Origin of the sequence: Aeromonas sp. S8(2024) (assembly GCF_041403085.1) — a bacterium.
In the GTDB taxonomy this organism is placed as follows: Bacteria; Pseudomonadota; Gammaproteobacteria; order Enterobacterales; family Aeromonadaceae; genus Aeromonas; species Aeromonas dhakensis.
Genome location: NZ_JBGLRF010000001.1, coordinates 285,462 through 304,688, shown reverse-complemented (window position 1 = coordinate 304,688; position 19,227 = coordinate 285,462). Strand labels below are relative to the sequence as shown.

Annotated in this window: 16 protein-coding genes and 4 tRNA genes; 8 read left to right on the top strand and 12 right to left on the bottom strand. The window is 63.2% G+C overall.

What is annotated here, in order from left to right; translation table 11 throughout:
- Nucleotide 1 precedes the first annotated feature (1 nt).
- From mukE to cmoM, 3 genes are all read right to left on the bottom strand, one after another.
- Nucleotides 2–721, bottom strand: a complete 720-nt coding sequence (gene mukE / locus ACB031_RS01305) for a chromosome partition protein MukE (protein WP_005300522.1) — start codon at nt 719–721, stop codon at nt 2–4.
- Nucleotides 702–2,021 carry a chromosome partition protein MukF gene (gene mukF, locus ACB031_RS01300; protein ID WP_005300519.1) on the bottom strand — a complete coding sequence of 440 codons (1,320 nt, stop codon included), beginning with the start codon at nt 2,019–2,021 and terminating at the stop codon, nt 702–704. The genes mukE and mukF overlap by 20 nt, the downstream gene beginning before the upstream one ends.
- Before the next feature lie 76 nt (nt 2,022–2,097).
- Complete coding sequence (gene cmoM / locus ACB031_RS01295; RefSeq protein WP_010634083.1) at nt 2,098–2,874, bottom strand: tRNA uridine 5-oxyacetic acid(34) methyltransferase CmoM; 777 nt, start codon at nt 2,872–2,874, stop codon at nt 2,098–2,100.
- A gap of 101 nt (nt 2,875–2,975) precedes the next feature.
- Between cmoM and elyC the strand changes: the two genes are divergently transcribed.
- From elyC to ACB031_RS01270, 5 genes are all read left to right on the top strand, one after another.
- A complete protein-coding gene (gene elyC / locus ACB031_RS01290) occupies nt 2,976–3,746 on the top strand; it encodes an envelope biogenesis factor ElyC (protein ID WP_371138852.1) in 771 nt (256 codons plus the stop codon).
- A gap of 135 nt (nt 3,747–3,881) precedes the next feature.
- Nucleotides 3,882–4,637 (top strand): triose-phosphate isomerase, encoded by a 756-nt coding sequence (tpiA, locus tag ACB031_RS01285; RefSeq protein WP_371138851.1) that lies wholly within the window; start codon nt 3,882–3,884, stop codon nt 4,635–4,637.
- A 147-nt stretch (nt 4,638–4,784) separates the two neighbouring features.
- Complete coding sequence (gene pfkA, locus ACB031_RS01280; RefSeq protein WP_005300508.1) at nt 4,785–5,756, top strand: 6-phosphofructokinase; 972 nt, start codon at nt 4,785–4,787, stop codon at nt 5,754–5,756.
- Nucleotides 5,757–6,022: 266 nt separating this feature from the next.
- A complete protein-coding gene (locus tag ACB031_RS01275; protein ID WP_371138850.1) occupies nt 6,023–6,379 on the top strand; it encodes a hypothetical protein in 357 nt (118 codons plus the stop codon).
- 548 nt (nt 6,380–6,927) lie between these two features.
- Nucleotides 6,928–8,184 carry a M20 family metallo-hydrolase gene (locus tag ACB031_RS01270; protein ID WP_208199205.1) on the top strand — a complete coding sequence of 419 codons (1,257 nt, stop codon included), beginning with the start codon at nt 6,928–6,930 and terminating at the stop codon, nt 8,182–8,184.
- 73 nt (nt 8,185–8,257) lie between these two features.
- On the opposite strand, the gene yjjG is transcribed toward ACB031_RS01270, so the two are convergent.
- The 6 genes from yjjG to ACB031_RS01240 form a co-directional block, all read right to left on the bottom strand.
- Nucleotides 8,258–8,938, bottom strand: coding sequence for a pyrimidine 5'-nucleotidase (gene yjjG, locus ACB031_RS01265; protein WP_017764584.1), 681 nt, complete (start codon nt 8,936–8,938; stop codon nt 8,258–8,260).
- A gap of 8 nt (nt 8,939–8,946) precedes the next feature.
- Nucleotides 8,947–10,443, bottom strand: coding sequence for a leucyl aminopeptidase family protein (locus tag ACB031_RS01260; protein ID WP_371138849.1), 1,497 nt, complete (start codon nt 10,441–10,443; stop codon nt 8,947–8,949).
- A 172-nt stretch (nt 10,444–10,615) separates the two neighbouring features.
- Nucleotides 10,616–10,692: transfer RNA gene (locus tag ACB031_RS01255), tRNA-Met, on the bottom strand.
- A gap of 95 nt (nt 10,693–10,787) precedes the next feature.
- Nucleotides 10,788–10,864, bottom strand: a tRNA-Met gene (locus ACB031_RS01250).
- Nucleotides 10,865–10,960: 96 nt separating this feature from the next.
- Nucleotides 10,961–11,037 (bottom strand) — tRNA-Met (locus ACB031_RS01245).
- Between the two features lie 92 nt (nt 11,038–11,129).
- Nucleotides 11,130–11,206: transfer RNA gene (locus tag ACB031_RS01240), tRNA-Met, on the bottom strand.
- 196 nt (nt 11,207–11,402) lie between these two features.
- Between ACB031_RS01240 and glgX the strand changes: the two genes are divergently transcribed.
- Nucleotides 11,403–13,466 (top strand): glycogen debranching protein GlgX, encoded by a 2,064-nt coding sequence (gene glgX / locus ACB031_RS01235; protein ID WP_017780169.1) that lies wholly within the window; start codon nt 11,403–11,405, stop codon nt 13,464–13,466.
- An 82-nt stretch (nt 13,467–13,548) separates the two neighbouring features.
- Here glgX and ACB031_RS01230 read toward each other — a convergent pair whose 3' ends face one another.
- The 3 genes from ACB031_RS01230 to ACB031_RS01220 all read right to left on the bottom strand — a co-directional run bounded on the left by ACB031_RS01230 (nt 13,549) and on the right by ACB031_RS01220 (nt 17,172).
- Nucleotides 13,549–14,268 carry a hypothetical protein gene (locus tag ACB031_RS01230; RefSeq protein WP_017780170.1) on the bottom strand — a complete coding sequence of 240 codons (720 nt, stop codon included), beginning with the start codon at nt 14,266–14,268 and terminating at the stop codon, nt 13,549–13,551.
- Nucleotides 14,269–14,385: 117 nt separating this feature from the next.
- Nucleotides 14,386–16,023: an ATP-dependent endonuclease gene (locus tag ACB031_RS01225; RefSeq protein WP_017780171.1), complete on the bottom strand. Its 1,638-nt coding sequence runs from the start codon at nt 16,021–16,023 to the stop codon at nt 14,386–14,388.
- Nucleotides 16,024–16,284: 261 nt separating this feature from the next.
- Nucleotides 16,285–17,172 carry a helix-turn-helix domain-containing protein gene (locus tag ACB031_RS01220; protein WP_244366471.1) on the bottom strand — a complete coding sequence of 296 codons (888 nt, stop codon included), beginning with the start codon at nt 17,170–17,172 and terminating at the stop codon, nt 16,285–16,287.
- Nucleotides 17,173–17,339: 167 nt separating this feature from the next.
- Between ACB031_RS01220 and ACB031_RS01215 the strand changes: the two genes are divergently transcribed.
- Together ACB031_RS01215 and ACB031_RS01210 are read left to right on the top strand one after the other, a co-directional pair.
- Nucleotides 17,340–18,257 carry a DMT family transporter gene (locus ACB031_RS01215; RefSeq protein ID WP_244366473.1) on the top strand — a complete coding sequence of 306 codons (918 nt, stop codon included), beginning with the start codon at nt 17,340–17,342 and terminating at the stop codon, nt 18,255–18,257.
- 52 nt (nt 18,258–18,309) lie between these two features.
- A complete protein-coding gene (locus ACB031_RS01210; RefSeq protein ID WP_244366475.1) occupies nt 18,310–19,173 on the top strand; it encodes a LysR family transcriptional regulator in 864 nt (287 codons plus the stop codon).
- Nucleotides 19,174–19,227: the final 54 nt, after the last annotated feature.

The window sequence follows — 19,227 nt, the reverse complement described above, 5'->3', positions numbered from 1 at the left end:
TTTATACCTCCAGATCCAGTTGTTCTTCATCGAGGTCCGCCTCGATGTCATCAAACAGCGAGTCGCTGCTCGGCATTTCGTCGTCGTGGAAGATAGCCTCCCCCTCCTGGATCATCCGCAGCTGCACGGCGCGCGGATCCTCATCGGAGCGCACGTCCGCGGCGAAGCGGAACACCGACTCGTTGACCCGGAATTTGTCGCTGTTGCCAAGGGCGGTGATCATGCCAAGGCGACGCAGGCGGCGCATGGAGGTACGGATCTTCTCCAGCAGTTTCTTCTTGTCCAGATCGGTGCCACCGGAGCGGCTGTTGACCATCCTCAGCAGCTGCTTCTCGTCGGCCAGGCTCAGCACCTCTTCCTGCAGCTCGCCCATGGCGAACACCCCTTCCGAGGCGAGCCGATCCGGGCTCAGGTAGAGGTAGCAGAGTACCTTGCCCACCAGCATGTCGAGCTCGGAGAGGACGGTGGTGCCGATGTCGGCGCTCGGGCGCGGGCGCAGGTAGAAGAAGCCTTCCGGCGCCTTGATGAGTTCCACCTGATAGCGGCCGTAGAAGATCTCCAGCTCCTGGTGATACTCCACCAGCGCCGAGTGCTGCTCGAACTCGTCGGCACTGATGTGGCGACCGGAGCGCAGGGCGGTGTCGATGCGCGGAAACAAGGGGTTGGCAATCGCCTCTGCGAGCCGCAGCGGCAAGGGAAACTCAGTATTGATCAATGACATAGGCCTGAACCTTGGATCCAGCTTGGTTAATGGGTTTCCATGCGGGCTGACGATGCAGCTGGTGCTCGCCGCTGGCATGGCCCAGGCGCACGGCCTGGTCGATCAGAAGACGCGCCACGTCGAAGTGGGCATGGGCCGGGTAGTCCAGCAGGTATTCGCGCAGCACGTCGGCGAGATCCAGCTGCTGACCCTGCTCGGGGTAGCGGGCCAGGTAGCGCTCGATGCGCTCGGCCAGCTCCTGGTTGATGTCCACCATCTCCATGTACTCCATCTCGAGGGGCACCTCGCCGGTCACCTCCTCGTCGTGGATGGCGATGGTCTCGTCGCGCAGCTCCAGCAGGCGCGGCTCTTCGGCCACCCGCAGTTGCCAGTTGTGCTGATCGAAGTTGCGGATGGATTCGCGCAGCCGCTGGCTGAAGGCGCGGTTCTTGTCCATGTCGATGGCGTTGCGGATGAACTTGTGGACGTGCCTGTCGTAGCGGGCCCACAGCTCGATACACTGCTGGCCCCAGCTGGTGATGACGTCAAGGCGCCCCTGCAGGGCGTGGGTCAGCTCTTCGACGTGGAACAGATCCTCGCGCCCCTGCGCCGCTTCCTGAATGTTGAGCAGCCCCGCCTGCAGGCGGTGGCCGGCGGCGTCCAGGGTATCCTGCAGCTCGCGCAAGGTCTGGCCGGTCTCGTGCAGCAGTTTCTCGCAGCTGTGGATGGCATCGACCCAGTTCTGGGTCAGCAGGGCCGCGATCTCGCTTTTGACCTGATTCTGCTGCTCATCCATGGCGCGTTGGGTGAGATCGATGCGCCCCAGGGTCTCTTCCAGGGAGAAGGTGAGGCGCGGCAGCACCTCGGCATCCCACTGCTCGCGGGTATTGGTCTCGAGCGCCGCCTTGCGGGCGGTGTCGAGCTCGGCCGCCAGGTGCTCGAGCAGGATGGAGAGCTTGATGGAGTCCACCTGGCGCTGATCCATGAAGAAGTCGACGATGCTCATGCCAAGACGCGACAGGCGATAGAGGCTCTCCCCCGCCACCATGTCGGTGTTGAAACGCGACAGCAGCTGCTGGCGAATGAGATCGTTGATGGCGTTGTTGGCGCGACCGGTGAGGGTCTCGTCCATCTGGCCGAAGGCATTGCTGACGTAGCCGAAGGCATCGTGCAGGGCCGCTTCCGACAGGTCCGACTCATCTTCGGACAGGGTCTTGATTGCAATCAGAAAGGCCAGCCGGTCGGTGGGCAGGCTCAATGCCAGCCCCTCCTGCCTGACCCATCCCACCATCTCTGGCAGGGTACGGGATGTACTCATCATGACGTTGTCATCTCGTTGTTGTATTGGGCGCAAAGCCTTGCGCGCGGCTACATCCGGTAGCATCGAAAAAGGGGCCTCAGCCGGCGGGTTTCTGCGCCATCACGTGGATATAGCGCCCCAGGGAGATAAACGGCTCCTGCCGGCAATATTGCTGCTCCATGGCCAGCAGGTCGTCGAACTTCTCCAGCTGATCCTGCTTGTGGCGCATGTAATCGTGGATCACCCGCACCCCGGTCTTGCCGATTATCTTGAGCCCGCCCCGGCCAATCCAGTCATACACCTGCTCCGGCAGTTGGGGATTGGTGGGGGTCAGCGCCGTCTGCCGCTTCTTGCGAAGACCCAGGCGCACATAATCGAAATTGCCCACCACCAGGCTCTGGAACAGCAGGCCGTGGCGGTTGTAGAAAAGCAGCGACAGTATGCCCCCGGCATTGACGAAAGGGAACAGACCGAGCAAGGTCTGGCGCGGCTCGGCGAGCCACTCCAGCACAGCGTGACAGAGCACCAGATCGAAGGTGCCGGTCACGTGTGCTTTAAGATCCTGAATGGGACAATGGATGAGACGAATTCTGTCTTCCAGCCCCTTCTCGGCGATCTGGCTGCGGGCCAGTGCCAGCATCTCGGCGGAGAGATCGCACAGCTCCACCTGATGGCCCATGGCCGCCAGCTTCTGGGCAAAGTAGCCAAAGCCGCCGCCGGCATCCAGGATGCGCAGGGGCCGGTTGCCAAGGCGGGCCAGGCAGGCTTCGATGTCGCTCCACACAACTGTGGTGCGGATGCGCCCCTTGGTGGAGTCATAAATGTTGCGGGCGAACTTGTCGGCCCGCCCGTCGAAACTCTGATCGTGCTTCAAGGAGAAACTCAACTTTTGCGCCACAGGGTTGTGGCCATCCCAAAAAAGAGAGGTATTCTGTCACATCCCGAATTTGCTGAAAACTCAAGGAACTCTCTGCCGTGTTTGTGCTTAAAAAGTGGCTAGGTCAGCTGCTGATGCCGCTCCCCTTCTCCGTCACCCTGCTGTTGCTGGCACTGCTGCTGCTCTGGTTCACCCGTTTTCAGAAAACCGGCAAGCTGCTGGCGACCCTGTCCCTGCTCATCGTCGCCCTGATGGGGATGCGGCCGGTGAGCTACCAGCTGGCCCGCCCGCTGGAGCAGACCTTCCCCCCCTTCGAGGTAAGCCAGCATCCGGACATCCAGGCCATCGTCGTGCTCGGCAACGGCCATGTGAGCGACCCGGCCGTCCCTGAGCGCAGCTGGCAGAACAACATCGCCCTGGCCCGCACCCTGGAGGGGGTACGGCTGGCCCAGGCCTATCCACAAGCGGAGCTCATCTTCTCGGGCTATGTGTCGGGGGATCCCCTCTCGAACGCCGAGGTCAACGCCCGCATGGCGGCAAGCCTCGGCATCCCCCGCTCGCGGATGACGTTGTTTGAAAACAACAAAGACACCCACGATGAGGCGGTCAGCATCAGCCGCCACCTGCAGGGCAAGCGGGTGGCGCTGGTGAGCTCGGCCACCCACCTGCCGCGGGCCATGGCGCTCTATCAGGGTCAGGGACTCAATGCCGTGCCGGCCCCCACCGACTACACCGCCAAGCAGAGCCAGGTGGTGCAACCCCTCTACAGCTACCTGCCCAAGGGGCGCTATCTGATGTATTCCGAGGCTGCCATTCACGAATGGATTGGGGTATGGTGGGCCCGTCTGCGGGGTCAGGTCACCGATTGAGCGATCGAGCCTTTCATTCCTGATTTGGATCAGGAAAGCGAAAAAAAATTACGTCATTTGCCGCCGGGTCAGCTATCTTGGGCTCGGTTCAATTCATATAATGTCGCGCAATCAAATGCCTAGGAGATATAGAAGATGAGACAGCACCTGGTAATGGGTAACTGGAAACTGAACGGCACCAAGGCTTCCGTCGAAGCACTGATCAAAGGACTGACCCCGGCGGCTGCCGCTCATCCTTCTGTACAAGTCGCCGTCTGCCCGCCGGTTATCTTTTTGGGTCTGGTTGAGCAGCTGACCGCCGGCAGCAAGATTGCCTACGGTGCCCAGAACGCCGACGTTCATGAGTTTGGCGCCTTCACCGGCGAGAACGCTCCGTCCATGCTCAAAGCTTTCGGTTGCACCTACTCCCTGGTCGGCCACAGCGAGCGTCGTACCCTGCACGCAGAGACCGACGAGGTGGTTGCTGCCAAGTACGAAGCCATCCAGAAAGGCGGCCTGATCCCCGTGCTGTGCATCGGTGAGACTCTGGCCCAGTTCGAAGCCGGCACCACCAACTCCGTGGTCGAAACCCAGCTCAAAGCCGTGATCGATCGTTGCGGTATCGCCTCCTTCGAGAACGCCGTCGTGGCTTACGAACCGGTATGGGCCATCGGCACCGGCAAGACCGCTACCCCGGAAATCGCGCAGGCCGTGCACGCTCACATCCGCCAGTACCTGGCCGGGTTTGATGCAGCCGTGGCTGCCAAGGTACAGATCCTGTACGGCGGCTCCGTGACCGGTGCCACCGCTGCCGACCTGTTCGGTCAGCCGGACATCGACGGCGGCCTGGTGGGCGGTGCGTCCCTGAAAGTGGACGACTTCTCCCAGATCATCGCTGGCGCGGCCAAGTAATCGGCTGCCATGGAGGGGGCGCTTGCCCCCTCCTGCGTATCGCTTTTCCTATGGCAGCCAGCGCATCCCATATGAAAGCCGATATAGTAAAAGTGGCTTGTCTCATTTAACCCTTTCGTATTCGACAACTCAGATCCAGAGGCACTCATGACCAAACAAATCAAACGTATTGGTGTTTTGACCAGTGGTGGCGACGCACCGGGTATGAACGCAGCCATTCGCGCCGTGGTGCGCGCCGGCCTGCATCATGGCCTGGAAGTCTATGGCATCTATGATGGCTACCTCGGTCTGCACCAGGACCGTATCGTCAAGCTGGAGCGCCACAGTGTCTCCGACGTGGTCAACCGTGGCGGTACCTTCCTCGGCTCCGCCCGTTTCCCGGCCTTCAAAGATCCGAAAGTGCGCGCCGAAGCGATCGAGAACCTGAAAAAGCACGGCATCGACGCCCTGGTGGTGATCGGCGGTGACGGCTCCTACATGGGTGCCAAGAAGCTGACCGAAGAGGGTTTCCCCTGTATCGGCCTGCCGGGCACCATCGACAACGACATCGCCGGTACCGACTTTACCATCGGCTTTGACACCGCCCTCAACGTGGTGGTGGATGCCATCGACCGTCTGCGCGACACCTGCAGCTCCCACCACCGCATCTCCGTGGTCGAGATCATGGGCCGCCACTGCGGCGACCTGGCCATGTCTGCCGCCGTCGCCGGCGGTGCCGAGTACGTGATCGTGCCGGAAGTGGCCTTCGACAAAGAGAAGCTGCTGCAACAGATCAAGGAAGGGGAAGCCAAAGGCAAGCGCCACGCCATCATCACCATCTGTGAGCATGTCACCGACGTGAACGCCCTGGCCAAGGACATCGAGGCCATGACAGGTCGCGAAACCCGCGCCACCATCCTGGGCCACATCCAGCGCGGTGGCTCCCCGACCGCCCGCGATCGCATCATGTCCAGCCGCATGGGCGCCTTCGCCGTCGAACAGCTGCTGGCCGGTCAGGGTGGCCGCTGCGTCGGTATTCAGGGCAACGAGATGGTGCACCACGACATCATCGACTGCATCGAGAACCTGAAGCGTCCGTTCAACCAGGAGCTCTACGATCTCTCCACCACCCTGTTCTAAGCCCCGCTTGTTCAGGTTGTTGTAAAAACCCTCCGCTGGAGGGTTTTTTATTGGCGTGGGCCACCTGCCGGCACGCCCGCTCCCATTCCACCCTCTGGCATGTCTGCCGTTATCCCCGCCCATGGCTCCCTGCCGTCCCCTCGCCTCTTCGGGCAGCCCGGTCAGGGCGATGCAGCCAGCAAACCTCCCCACCTGCCATTGACTCACAGCGAAACCAGGGCTATCGCGCTGTGCAGTCAGCTCACCCTCCTTGTCATCAAGTGGTCATGTACCTGCCATCAGCAGCCCCCATCGAGCCGCCAACATGCCGTGAAAAGAGTCGAACAGGGTCGGCGCAATGGTTGCGCGACTGTCATCAACCGCAGGATTTCTGCAAATTTGCGAGCGTGCCGCCGCCAGAAGGTGGCGTCACTACAGGGAAAAATTCCCGGAGCACGACAAGAAATGCTGGGGGTAGGGAAAATGGGGCTGACAGCAGTCCAAACCATGCCAAACTCACTCCATCGCCAGCAAAACTGTCTGCTTTTGCAGACAAAATTTTAAAAAACCAAAAAAAAGCCTCATATAAGACCCATCAAAAAACACAACAAGAACGGATTCATCATATTGATTTTATTGAATAAAAACATCATTAAATCCTGGTGGATGCCCAACACCCATCTTGAAGCTGATAAAACAGCCTTAGATTTATGAAAATGACGCTTTCGAGCGCTACGCGACAACTATGGCCACATAAATACACTTTACTATTGTTTTACTGCGCAATTGTGGTATCTTGGTTCCATCATCAGTCAGCCAAGGGAGACAATAATATGAAAGAGTTTGTGGTTACTGCCGTTTTCACCGTGTTTTTCACTCTGGTTGCCGTCTCTCTGCCGTCGCTGTCACAGCTTTGAGCCGGTTGGTTGCCCACTTCGTGATCCGCATGGGCAACGACAGGCACCAGCGTGCTGGTTAATTCACCGCATTCAGTCATTTTTGGTCGTTTCATCGAAAATGAGTGCAGACAAGGTGGTTAGCACCAGTCGGTGTATATAAACAGAGCTGTCGTGCCAAGGCAGCGTAAACAGGGGGAGCCAGTGGCTCCCCCTGTTGCATTTGTGTCTGCGGGATTTACTCTTGCCCCCCTGCCCGTCACAATATCCGCTGGATTCGCCATGCAGGAATTACCATGACACAGGATGCGCTAAGCCATTGGCGTCGTGATCTTCATCGTCTGCCCGAAGCGGCCTGGTGTGAATTTCGTACCAGCTCCCTCATCGCTCACCACCTCAATGAACTCGGTTTCTCCATCATGCTGGGTGACAAGCTGCTGGCCAGCAATCTCATCATGGGACGCAACATAGACGTGCAGGCCCAGAAGGAGCGAGCCCTGCGCCAGGGCGCCCATCCAGACTGGCTGGGCCGGATCGAAGAGATAACGGGGGTGATGGGACTGTGGGACAGCGGCCGACCGGGCCCGACCCTGGCCTTTCGCTTCGACATCGATGCGGTGGAGGTCGAGGAGAGCCAGGATGAACTGCATCCCCCCAGCCAGGAGGGGTGGCACTCGCGCAACCCCGGCTGGATGCACGCCTGCGCCCATGACGGCCATACCGCCATCGGGCTGGTGCTGGCCGAGCGGATCGCCGCCCTCGCCGATCGACTGAACGGCCGTATCAAACTGTTCTTCCAGCCCGCCGAAGAGGGGTGTCGCGGCGGCAAGGCGCTGGCCGCCGGTGGCCAGCTCGATGACGTGGATGCCCTGCTGGCGCTGCACATCGGCATTCATGCCAACAGCGGCGAGCTGGTGGTCAATCCCACCGAGTTTCTCTGCTCCACCAAGTTCGACGTGGAGTTCATGGGGCGCGCCGCCCACGCGGGGCTCGAGCCCAACGCCGGCAGCAATGCGCTGGCGGCGGCCTGCATGGCCACTACCGCCATGCTCGGCATCGCCCGCCACCGCGACGGCATGACCCGCATCAACGTGGGCCAGCTCCATGCGGGCAGTGGCCGCAACGTGATCCCGGGCCATGCCCTGCTGCAGGGAGAGACCCGGGGCGCCACACCGGCCCTCAACGACTATATGTTCAGCCAGGTGCAACAGATGGTGGAAGGGGCGGCCATGATGCAGGGCGCCACCTACCTCATTCGCAAACAGGGCGAGGCCATCGGCATCGACAACAGCCCGACCCTGCTCGAGGAGATCATCCCGCTCGCCCAGGCGCTCAAGCTGGAGACCATCCACACCCGTCGCTTCGGTGCCAGCGAGGATGCGGGCTTTCTTATCGAGCGGGTGCAACGTAACGGTGGCCAAGCGGCCTACCTGATCCTGGGGGCCAATCTGGCGGCGCCCCATCATCACCCGGAGTTCGACTTCGACGAAGCTGTGCTGGCCCCCGGCGTGGCACTGCTGGAGTCCTGGTTGCTGGCCCGCCTCGCCCGCTAGCAAGAGCCGGATACAAACAAGGCAGCCCGTGGGCTGCCTTGTTTTTTTCACTTCCCCTACGCAGCAGAAGTTCCTATTCGCCCAGCACGATGGCCGAGAGGTGGGCGAAGTGGTGGATCTCGTGGGTCGCCTCGCTCGGCCCATCCTGACGGGCCGGGTTGTACCAGCAGGTCGCCAGCCCCTGGGCCGCGGCGCCGGCAATATCGGTCTTGGGGTTGTCCCCCACCATCAGCACCCGCGCCGGACTCGGCTGTCCCATCAGTGCCAGCGCGTGCTGGAAGATGGCCGGCGCCGGCTTGGTCACCTGCACCTCATCCGAGATCACCAGCGGCTCGAACCAGGCCTGCCAGCCCAGCTTGTCGAGGCGCCCGCGCTGGGGCAGGCTGAAACCGTTGGTGATGATCCCCATTTTCACCTTGCTCTTCAGCGCCTGCAGAGTCTCCTCCACCCCCTCCAGCGGCACGCTCAAGGCGATGATCTGCTGCAGGAAGGTGTCATTCATCGCCATCGGCGCCACGTCCACCTGCTCGGCAAAGAGGGAGAAACGGGTCTGCTGCAGGTGGACGGCATCGATCTCGCCGGAGTTGTACTGCTGCCAGAGCCGGTGATTGAGGGCGTGGTACTCAGCCATCTTGGGCGGGGTCGGCGTCACGCCGTAAATGTGCAGTGTCTGCTCCAGCGCCTGAGCGACCGGGAAATCGACCAGGGTTTCATCCAGATCGAACAACACCCAGTCATAACTTGGTTCTTTCACGGGATCCCTTACTGTTCTGGTTGATCAAGTTCATTGCGCCGCCCCAGCGGGCCGGCCAGCAGTTCCAGCGTCAATCTGACCCCGAAACCAGTCACCTCGCTGCTGACTACGCCATTGCCGCCCTTGTTGCGAAAACCACTCAAGTCGAGGTGCAGCCAGGGGGTCTGGGCAGGCACGAAGCGGCTGAGGAAGCGGGCCGCATCAATGTGATCCGGCGAGGCGCCGGGCGCACACTGTAACAGATCGGCCCACTCGCTATCGAGGTTGTCGTCGTAATCCTCATCCAGCGGGAAGGGCCAGACTCGCTCACCGCTGCGCTGACCCAGGCTGATCAGCTCGCTCAGCCACTGGGGCCGGTTGGTAAAAGCGCCACTGTAGCGGCTGCCGAGCGCCCGCTTGCAGGCCCCGGTCAGGGTGGCGTAGTCGATCAGCAGATCCGGGTTGTCCTGCACCGCCATGCTGAGGGTGTCAGCCAGCACCATGCGTCCCTCGGCATCGGTATCCACCACCTCGATGGTGGTGCCATTGAGGGCGGTCACCACCTCCCCCGGCCGATAGGCGAGCGGGCCTATGTGGTTCTCGGCAATGGCGAGCCAGCAGTGCACCTCGTAGGGCAGCCTGGCCCGGCTGATGGCGTGAAGCGTGCCCAGCGCCACCGCGCTGCCCCCCATGTCCAGATGCATGCCGTACATGCTGCCGGAAACCTTGAGGTTGTAGCCGCCCGAGTCGTGACAGATCCCCTTGCCCACCAGGGCCACTCGCCGCACCGCATTGGGTGGGCAATAGCTCAGCTTGACCATGGCGGCCTGGTTGTCTTCCGAGCCGCGCGCCACCGCGATGAAGGCACCGGCCCCCTGCTCGGCCAGCTGGGCCTGATCGTACTCATGCCACTGCCACCCCTCGCTCTGGGCCAGCTGGCGTACCCATTCGCGGTAGCTGCGGGCGGTCAGATCGGAAGCGGGCGACACCGCCAGATGGCGGGCGATGCCGTTGCCCTCGGCCTCGGCATAGATCCGCGCCAGATCCAGCACGCAATTGGGAGAGACCGCAATCTGCTGATAGCGCCAGGGATCTTCGCTGCGATGCTTGTGGCTTGGCAGCGGCACGTTGGCCGCCAGCAGGGTGGCCAGCGCCAGTTCGGCCAGGAGAGTGGTATCGGCCTCGTCAAACCCCTCCAGATGCAGCCCCAGTCGCTCAATCTTGAGCCCGGCCAGCGGCGCAACCCAGCTGCGCACCTGCTTGTAGAGGGCATGATCGCGAGAGGGACGGGCCGGCAGGAAGACCAGCAGTTGCAGGGTATTGTGCAGCACCAGGCTGTAGGGGGCTTTCTGCCCCAGTGCGATCTGGGCGCTGACGGCGGCAAGCTCGGGCAGGGCCAGCAGGCTCTCGCGCCGCTCTTCGGCGCAGATCAGCAGGTTGGCGGCCAGGCCATTGGAGAGGACGGCAGCAAGGCTGGCGTCGTGAATGTCGATCTGCGGCGGCAGATAGGTAAATGGTTGCATCATCGGGCAAGGCCCTCGTCCATGAAGAGATATCAGAGATGATACCCAACAAAGCGGGGTCACAGCCAGATTGCACTTGAAAATCAATATCAAGCGCGAAAAGTGCACAAAACAGAAAGACCGCGAAGGCGGCTGGATGACAAGCTAGAGGATCAAGGTAATAAAGAAGGAAAGTTGGTTGCGGGGGCCGGATTTGAACCGACGACCTTCGGGTTATGAGCCCGACGAGCTACCGAGCTGCTCCACCCCGCGTCCGAATTGTATTGCCACCACAAGAGGCAGAGCAGTTGCCCCTTGTTGTCTTCGTCTCCACCGCAGGGCGCTGCCTTGCCATGGACACAAATAGTTGGTTGCGGGGGCCGGATTTGAACCGACGACCTTCGGGTTATGAGCCCGACGAGCTACCGAGCTGCTCCACCCCGCGTCCGAATTGTACTGCCACCACAAGAGACAGAGCAGTTGCCCCTTGCTGTCTTCGTCTCCACCGCGCGGCATTGCCTTGCCATGAACACAAATTAGTTGGTTGCGGGGGCCGGATTTGAACCGACGACCTTCGGGTTATGAGCCCGACGAGCTACCGAGCTGCTCCACCCCGCGTCCGTATTTTTTCGTTCAGGCTGAGCAGTTGCCTGTTCGAATTCTCTTGTTTATCAGCACATTGTGAAACAAGGCTGATGCAAGAACTCAGATGGTTGCGGGGGCCAGATTTGAACTGACGACCTTCGGGTTATGAGCCCGACGAGCTACCGGGCTGCTCCACCCCGCGTCTGAGGTCGCCAATAATAGGCGCCGGCGCTCAGATTGCAAGTAAATATCCTAAAAAAACTTCATTCGTAGATTAAACCGGCATAAATCGCAGGAATTTGCAACAGAGCGCGGTTTTTTCAGGCACGCAGCTTGTGGGCCAAGCTGGCGCACTACACTCAGATGGTTTGTAACTCCTCGTTTTGGGTAGGTTTATCATGCGCATCTCCGCCGGTCATTGCCGTCAATTGGGGGCCACACCCGAGCACGACGGCGTCAACTTCGCCATCTGGGCCCGTCTTGCCAGTCGAGTCGAACTGCTGCTGTTTGCCAGCGCCAACGATGCCACGCCGGAAGTGATCCCCCTCTCTCCCCGCCTCAACCGCACCGCCTACTACTGGCACATCCATATAGAGGGGATCGGGCTGGGGCAGCGCTACGCCTATCGCATCCAGGGCCCCTGGCGCCCCTACTACGGCACCCGCTTCGATGCCGACAAGGTGCTGCTGGACCCTTATGGCCGCAGCATCGAGCTGGGCGCCAACTACGATCGCTGGGCGGCGGCCCGCCCCGGCAGCAACCTGGCCTGCTGCGCCAAGAACCGGGTGGTGGATACCCGAAACTACGACTGGGAGGGGGACAAGCTGCCTGCCCACTCCCTCTCCCGCTCGGTGATCTACGAGCTGCACCTGGGGGGCTTTACCAAGTCGCCGGACTCGGGGGTCGACCCCGCCCTGCGTGGCACCTACCTCGGCCTTATCGAGAAGATCCCCTACCTGCAATCCCTCGGCGTCACCGCGGTCGAGCTGCTGCCGGTGTTCCAGTTCGATCCCCAGGATGCCCCCAGGGGGCTCTCCAACTACTGGGGCTACAGTCCCATGTCGTTCTTCGCCCCCCACGCCCAGTACGCCAGCGGCGATGATCCCCTCACCGAGTTTCGCGACATGGTCAAGGCGCTGCACCGCGCCAACATAGAAGTGATCCTGGACGTGGTCTACAACCACACCGCCGAGGGGGGCGATGATGGCCCCACCTTCTCCTTTCGCGGCATCGACAACGAGGCCTACTACATCCTCGATGCCAATCAGAAGGACACCAACTACTCGGGCTGCGGCAACACCTTCAACGGCGCCCACCCCGTGGTGCTGCGCATGATCATGGACAGCCTCCACTTCTGGCGACAGGAGATGCACGTGGACGGCTTTCGTTTCGACCTGGCGGCCATCCTGTCGCGGGACGAATCGGGCCAGCCCCAGGCCAATGCACCGACCCTGCGCACCATCGACACCGATCCCCGCATCGCCGACATCAAGCTCATCGCCGAGGCCTGGGATGCGGGGGGCCTTTATCAGGTGGGCAGCCTGGCCGGCGCCCGCTGGCGCGAGTGGAACGGCCAGTTCAGGGACGACGTGCGCCGCTTCCTGCGCGGGGATGACAACGCCGTGATGGCGTTCGTGGAGAGGCTGTGCGGCAGCCCGGACATCTACCACTACCACCACGCCGATCCGGAGAAGAGCATCAACTTCGTCACCTGCCACGACGGCTTCACCCTGTGGGACTGGACCAGCTACAACGGCAAGCACAACGAGGCCAATGGCGAGCAGAACCGGGATGGCTGCGATCACAACTTTAGCTGGAACCACGGCCAGGAGGGGCCGAGCGAGGATCCCCAGATCAACGCCCTGCGCACTCGTCAGGCCAAGAACATGATGGTGGCCACCCTGCTCTCGGTGGGATCCCCCATGCTGCTGATGGGGGACGAGGTGCTGCGCACCCAGCACGGCAACAACAACGGCTACTGCCAGGACAACGCCACCTGCTGGATGCACTGGCAGCCCGATGCCAGGGGGCAAGAGATGTTCCGCTTCATGAAGGAGCTGATCCAGTATCGCAAGCACCTGTTCCAGCGCCCGGAGCAGGAGAGCATGCCGCTGTCGCTGACCGAGATCCTGCGCCACAGCGAGATCTGCTGGCACGGGGTCAACGCCGCCCAGCCGGACTTCGGCCCCCACTCCCACGCCATCGCCATGTCGGCCCTGTCGAGCGAAACCCGGCTGGCCCTCTACGTGCTGTTCAACGCCTACTGGGAGCCGCTCACTTTCAACCTGCCAAGCCCCCCCAAGGGGGTCGGTGGCTACTGGCGCCGGATCCTGGATACCGCCCTGCCCTCGCCCGAGGACATCAGCACCTTCGGCATGCCGCTCGAAGGGTTGACCCGGGAGTATCTGGCCCAGCCGCGCAGCAGCTGCCTCTTCATCTGCGGCGCCGACGACTTCTACTAGAGGCCGCACACCAGGGCCGCAAACAGCCAGCAAAAAGCCCACCCCGGTTACCCGGGGTGGGCTTTTTCATGATGCCGGTCGGTCAGGCCAGCTGGTGCAGCACGCTGGTCGCCGCGATCTGGGCGATGATGAGGCCGCACAGGGCGGTGGAGACCACCACCGGCGCCGTCTCCTGCTGGCGATAGAGCGGGCTGAACCAGAGCAGCAGGGCGGCGATCAGCAGGGCCGCCTGGGTCAGTACGCCGGGGATCAGGGCGTCGAGGCCGGCGCCGCTCCCCTGCCAGCCCACCAGCACCGCCAGCCAGAGCAGGCTCAGGATGGCGGCCACCAGCCCGGCCAGCGGCAACAGGGTGTTGAATGCCTGCAGACGGTGACGGGCCCGCAGCAGCATCAGATGGGCGAAGGCCGCCCCCAGCAGCACCATCTGCAGCAGGCCGCCAAGCCAGCCCTGGATCTGCAGCAAGCCGATGCCATAGACCAGCAGCGGCACCGCCGGCAGCCAGAACAGGGTGGCCGGGATGGCGCGCTTGCCCTCGAGCCGGGATTGAGCCAGTGACAACACCACTCCCAGGATCAGGGCGGCGCCGCCACTCCAGATCAGCCAGTCGGCCGCCTTGGCCTCCACCGCCAGCATCAGGGAGAGGCCGGTGATCACCCAGACCGAGAAGAGCTGGGTGGTGATCCGCGAGCGCTGGCCCGGGCAGAGATCACCGCGCCAGAGCACCAGGCCCAGGGCGATGAGGGCCCCCAGCGCCATCAGGCCGGTCAGGGGAAAGAGCCAAAAAGGGAGTTGGACGAACATGACGCCTCCAGCAGCAAGAATTCAGAACGCGCCGATGGCGCCGGATGAAGGGGCCGAGTATACCCAAAGCCGCCGCCATCCCCAATCCCTGCCGCGCATCAGCCTGCGACGAAGGGCTCAGCTCTGGCCACGGGCCAGCGCCACCACCCGGGCGAACATCTGGCGCAGCACCGGCGGGATGTGCTCGCCGCCGAGCCGCTCCGCCTCCTCCACCACCGCCAGCGCCATGCCCGGCTTGCTGCGATGGTGAATCGCCTTGTTGATGATGCGCCCGGCGTTGAGGGTCGAGCGCCCCCCGACGCCAGCTTCACGCCGGAACACCGCCTCGAAGCCGTTGTGGTAGAGGTAGTGCTCTATGTCCGCCGCCGGCAACTGGGTCAGCCTGTCCCGCTCCCGCTCCCCCTTGAGCAGGGAGCGCGCCGAGGTGGCGTATTTGACCCCCGCCTCGTCGCCGTCGGTGAGCAGATGCCACTCGATGCCAAAGTCGCGCGCCACCTTGATAAGGGGTGACTGACCACACTGGGCGAACTCGATGATCCGTACCCCCTCCGCTCGCAGGCTGTAGCCGCAGATCTGGGCGAGCTCGGAGAGCAGCCAGATCTCGGTCTCCCCCTCCACCAGCAGCCAGCAGCGGGCAAACATCGACATGGGGCGGTTGATGCGCACGTGGAAGGCAATCTTGCGCAGATCGTCGCTGCTGTAGCGCTCGCCCCCCAATTGATGACAGAGAATGTCCTGCTGGCGGCGCACCAGCCGGCGGATCTGGTTAAGGGGCAGCGAGGAGAGCAGATCTCCCGAATTGGTGGTGAGCAGCTTCTGCCCAGGCAGCTGTTCCAGCAGGCCCCAGGCCAGCGCCAGCATGGTGGGGTGCAGGCGGCTCTCCGGATCTTCCAGGATCATGATGGGGCGCGCCCCCTGCTCCAGCTCCCGGTTGCCCCGCGCCTGCAGCAGGGTGGCCGCCATGCCCGCCATCGCCAGTTGCAGCGCCCGGTTGTCGGCATTGCGCAGCAGCGCCTGCAGATTGCCGGGGTTGCGCAGGGTCATGGGGCGGTTGACGATCTCCCGCTGGCTGCGCGGCTTGTTCTTGATGGGGGCCAGCGCGTTGAAGTAGTGATCCATCAGCTGGCGTACCGCCTGCAGCGCCTCCTTGAGCTCGGGCTCGCCGATGCGCTGGGGCTCGTCGATCAGCTTGTCGGCCAGCTCGCTCAGCCGCAGCTCGGAGAGATCCCCCCACTGCAGGGTCTCCACTCCGTTGCGGGCGGTACGGGCATCCCGCAGCCGGAACACCGGGTTCATGGTGATGAGCAGGCAGACCAGCTCGTGGGCATTGTCGATGGCCAGGCTCTTGCCGATGCCATCGAGAAAGTCGTGGGTGGTGGTGACGGAGCCGTCGCTCTGCAGCTCGGCGCTCGCGCGGTAGTGAATGCGGTGAAACTTGTCCTTGTGCTTGATCCAGGCGGCGCCGAGACGGGCCAGTCGCTGGGAATGCAGGCACATTTGGGGCCTGTGCTCGCTGAAGGTGAGCACCAGTTGCAGGTGGCGGGCCGGCTCGAGCTCGGGATCTTCAGGCTGATGGAAGTCATCGCTGCTGAACTGGTAAGGCTCGGCATCCTGGCCCAGCAGACACCAGAGGGCGCGCAACAGGCTGGACTTGCCCCAGGCGTTCTCGCCGATGAGCACTGTGGTGTGGTCCAGCCCGAGCGAGAGGCGATTTATTCCGCGAAAACCTTTGACTTCAATGCGTTCCAGAAACATGCGGCCATATCCAGTCCATCCTGATGGCGCAATAGTGGCAAAGTTGTCGGGAAAATCCTATCGGGTCGTGGCGATTTTCAGCGGGAACTGTGAGGAACGAGCGGTTCGGGGACGGGGGCGCCGGCAAGTCGGCCCTGGGGGGCGTTCCAGTGGCTGAACCAGAGGTGGCGGGTGCGAGTCTGACGTTTGCGATGATTCAAGGGCATCTCCTGTGCGGGTTGAAGGAACGAGGCTCCCCCTCGTTGCCAACCAATCTGCCGCTTATCTGTGACAGGAGGATGACAGCTGGCTGCGCCACTGACCTGGGGTCAGACCAAACGCTTCACGAAAGCGGTTGCCAAGGTGGGCCTGGGACGAGAAACCGCACTGGACGGCGATGCTGGCTAGGGAGTCGGCACCGGCCAGCAGCTGCTTTGCCCGCTTGAGCCGCAGCCCCAGCAGGTAACGGTGGGGCGGACAGCCCAGGCTCTGGCCGAACATGCGGGCAAAGTGGTATTCGCTCAGGCCCGCCTCCTGTGCCAACTCGGCCAGGGTGACAGGCTCCGCCAGATGGGCCAGCAGGTACTCCTGCATCCGCCGGATCACCGCCGGTGCCAGCCCGCCGCGCACCTCGGGCAGCGGCGGCGCCTCCCGGGTGTGGTGGCGATAGGCGTGCAGCATCAGCATCCAGGCGCCGTGAGAGAGCGCCATCCTGTCCACCTGGTGCTGCCAGTCCAGCTGCATCAGCTGGCCCTGCACCAGGCTGGCGGCCAGCGGATCGTCGATAAAGGTCTTGTCCTCCAGCAGCAGGTGGCGCCCCTCCTTGTCGCACACCTCTTCGGCGATGCGGGTCAGGTGGGCCGGGGTGAAGTAGAGGTGGAAGAAGCGAAACTCCTCGCGCACCAGCCACTCGGACCTGTGGTGATCCGGCATGATGCACACCTTGCCGGTGCCGCCGTGGCCACCCGGGCCGTCCAGCCGCTCGGTCTGCTCGCCCCCCTGCAGGTAGACGCTCAGGGTATGGTGGCCCGGCTTGTGATAGCGGGTCTGATCGTAACAGTTGCGCCAGCTGGCGACGCCAAGGCCAGGTTCCAGCCAGCAGGCGTTCTCCAGTCGCGCGCCCGTGCTGACCAGTGCATCGAATACTCCCGCCGGCTTAGTCTGCAGCACCCGCTCTGTTCCTCTTGTTGCTTGCCTGATGGCCCCTGTGCGTCATCTTAACGCGGCGCGGCGGCAAAGGCTGCGGCTGCCCGTAAAAAACCGCAAGATGGTGTAAGCCCGCCGCCACCGCCCGCTGCATGCTGATCCCATGTCGTACTCATCTCACCGGATACCCCATGAACCTGATGCTCTATCTTGCCACCGTCCTTATCTGGGGCAGTACCTGGATCGCCATCGCCTGGCAGCTAGGCCCCATCCCCATCGAGGTCTCGGTGCTCTATCGTTTCGCTCTGGCGGCGCTGGCGCTGTTTGCCCTGCTCACGGTGAGCGGCAAGTTCCCGCGCCTGCCCTGGGCGGGCCAGCGTTATGCCGCCCTGCTCGGCGGCCTGCTCTTTTCCACCAACTTTCTCTGCTTCTACCACGCCACCCTCTATATCCCGAGCGGCATGTCGGCGGTGATCTTCGCCAGCGCCAGCATCTTCAACGGCCTCAACCTCTGGCTGTTCGAGGATAAAAGACCCGGCCTGCGCTGGTTGCAAGGATCCTTGCTGGGGCTCGTCGGCACCCTGTTGCTGTTCTGGCCCGTGCTGGCGGATGCGCAACTGGGTGCAAACGGCTGGAAGGGGCTGCTGTTTGCCTGCGGTGGCACCCTCTGCTTCTCGCTCGGCAACCTGGTCTCGGCCCGCGGCCAGCGCCAGGGCTATCACGTGCTGCAGATGGTGCCCTGGGGCATGGTCTACGGCGTGGGGCTGCTGCTGGGCTGGGTCACCCTGCTCGGTCAGTCGCTGACGCTGCCCACCGATCCGCGCTACCTGGCGGCCATGGTCTATCTGGCCATCTTCGGCTCCGTCATCGCCTTCACCGCCTACCTCACCCTGGTGGGGCGCATCGGCCCCAGCAAGGCGGCCTACGCCACCGTGCTGTTCCCTCTGGTGGCGCTGACCCTGTCCACCTTCTACGAGGGGTTCGTCTGGCAGCCGGTGTCGGTGGTCGGCGTGGTGGTGAGCCTCATCGGCAACCTGGTGATCTTCGCCCCGCCCGTCAAGGCGTGGCGCTGGCCGCTGGCACGGGCTACAAACGGTACTTGCCCCTGATGCCACCAGCCCCTAAGGTAACCGCTTTCAACAGACGAGGATGGGAGAGAGCATGTTACTGGAAGGGCTGGAGACACTCTGCCTGCTGGCGAGCGAGGGCACCATGGCCAAGGTCGCAAGCCGCCTCTACATCAGCCAGTCGGCGGTCAGCAAGCGCATTGCCCAGCTGGAGCAGCGCCTTGGCAAGAAGCTCATCGAGCCGGATGGGCGCCACACCCGCCTCACCCCCCAGGCCAGGGAGCTGCTCACCCGGGTGGCCCCGAGCCTGGCCGAGATGAAGGGGGTGCTGACGGACAGCCAGATCCTCACCGACCAGACCCCTCTGCCCGTCGCCTGCTCGGAGACCCTGCTGGCGGGCTACCTCGCCCGCTTCATGCACGACTATCTTGGGTGCGATCCCCATATCGCCCTCTCCACCCACCACACGCCGGTGATCCTGGCCCGGGTGCGCGGCGGCGACGCCCTGCTCGGCATCTGCGCCGGGCGCCTGCCCCCCGGCCACGGCCTGTGCACCGAGCGGCTGCTGGAGGAGCCCTTCTATCTGGTGGGGGACGCAGCGTCCGAGCACCAAGAAGAGAGTGCCGAGCGGCTGCAGCCCATCCTCACCATGGACCTGGACAACCCCTCCAACCGCTATCTGCGCGAACCGCTGGCGGCCCTTGGCCTGACCCCGGCCATGGAGCTCGACTCCTACCTGGCGCTGATCGAGCTGGCCAAGGCGGGCATCGGCCCCGTGCTGCTGCCGGCCGGCCTGCTGGCCCTGGTGGGCGAGCAAGGGGCGCAGGCCCGTCCCCTGCCGGGGCTGGGGCGCCCGCTCCACCTGGTCTACCGGCCAAACAGCCTCAAGCGTGAACGTATCGCCCGCCTGGTGCAGGCCCTGCAGGCCCATTTCCGGCAGCTGACTGCTCAGAGCTGAAAAACAAGAGGGCCCGATCCAGCGGATCGGGCCCTCTCTATATCCCTTAATCCC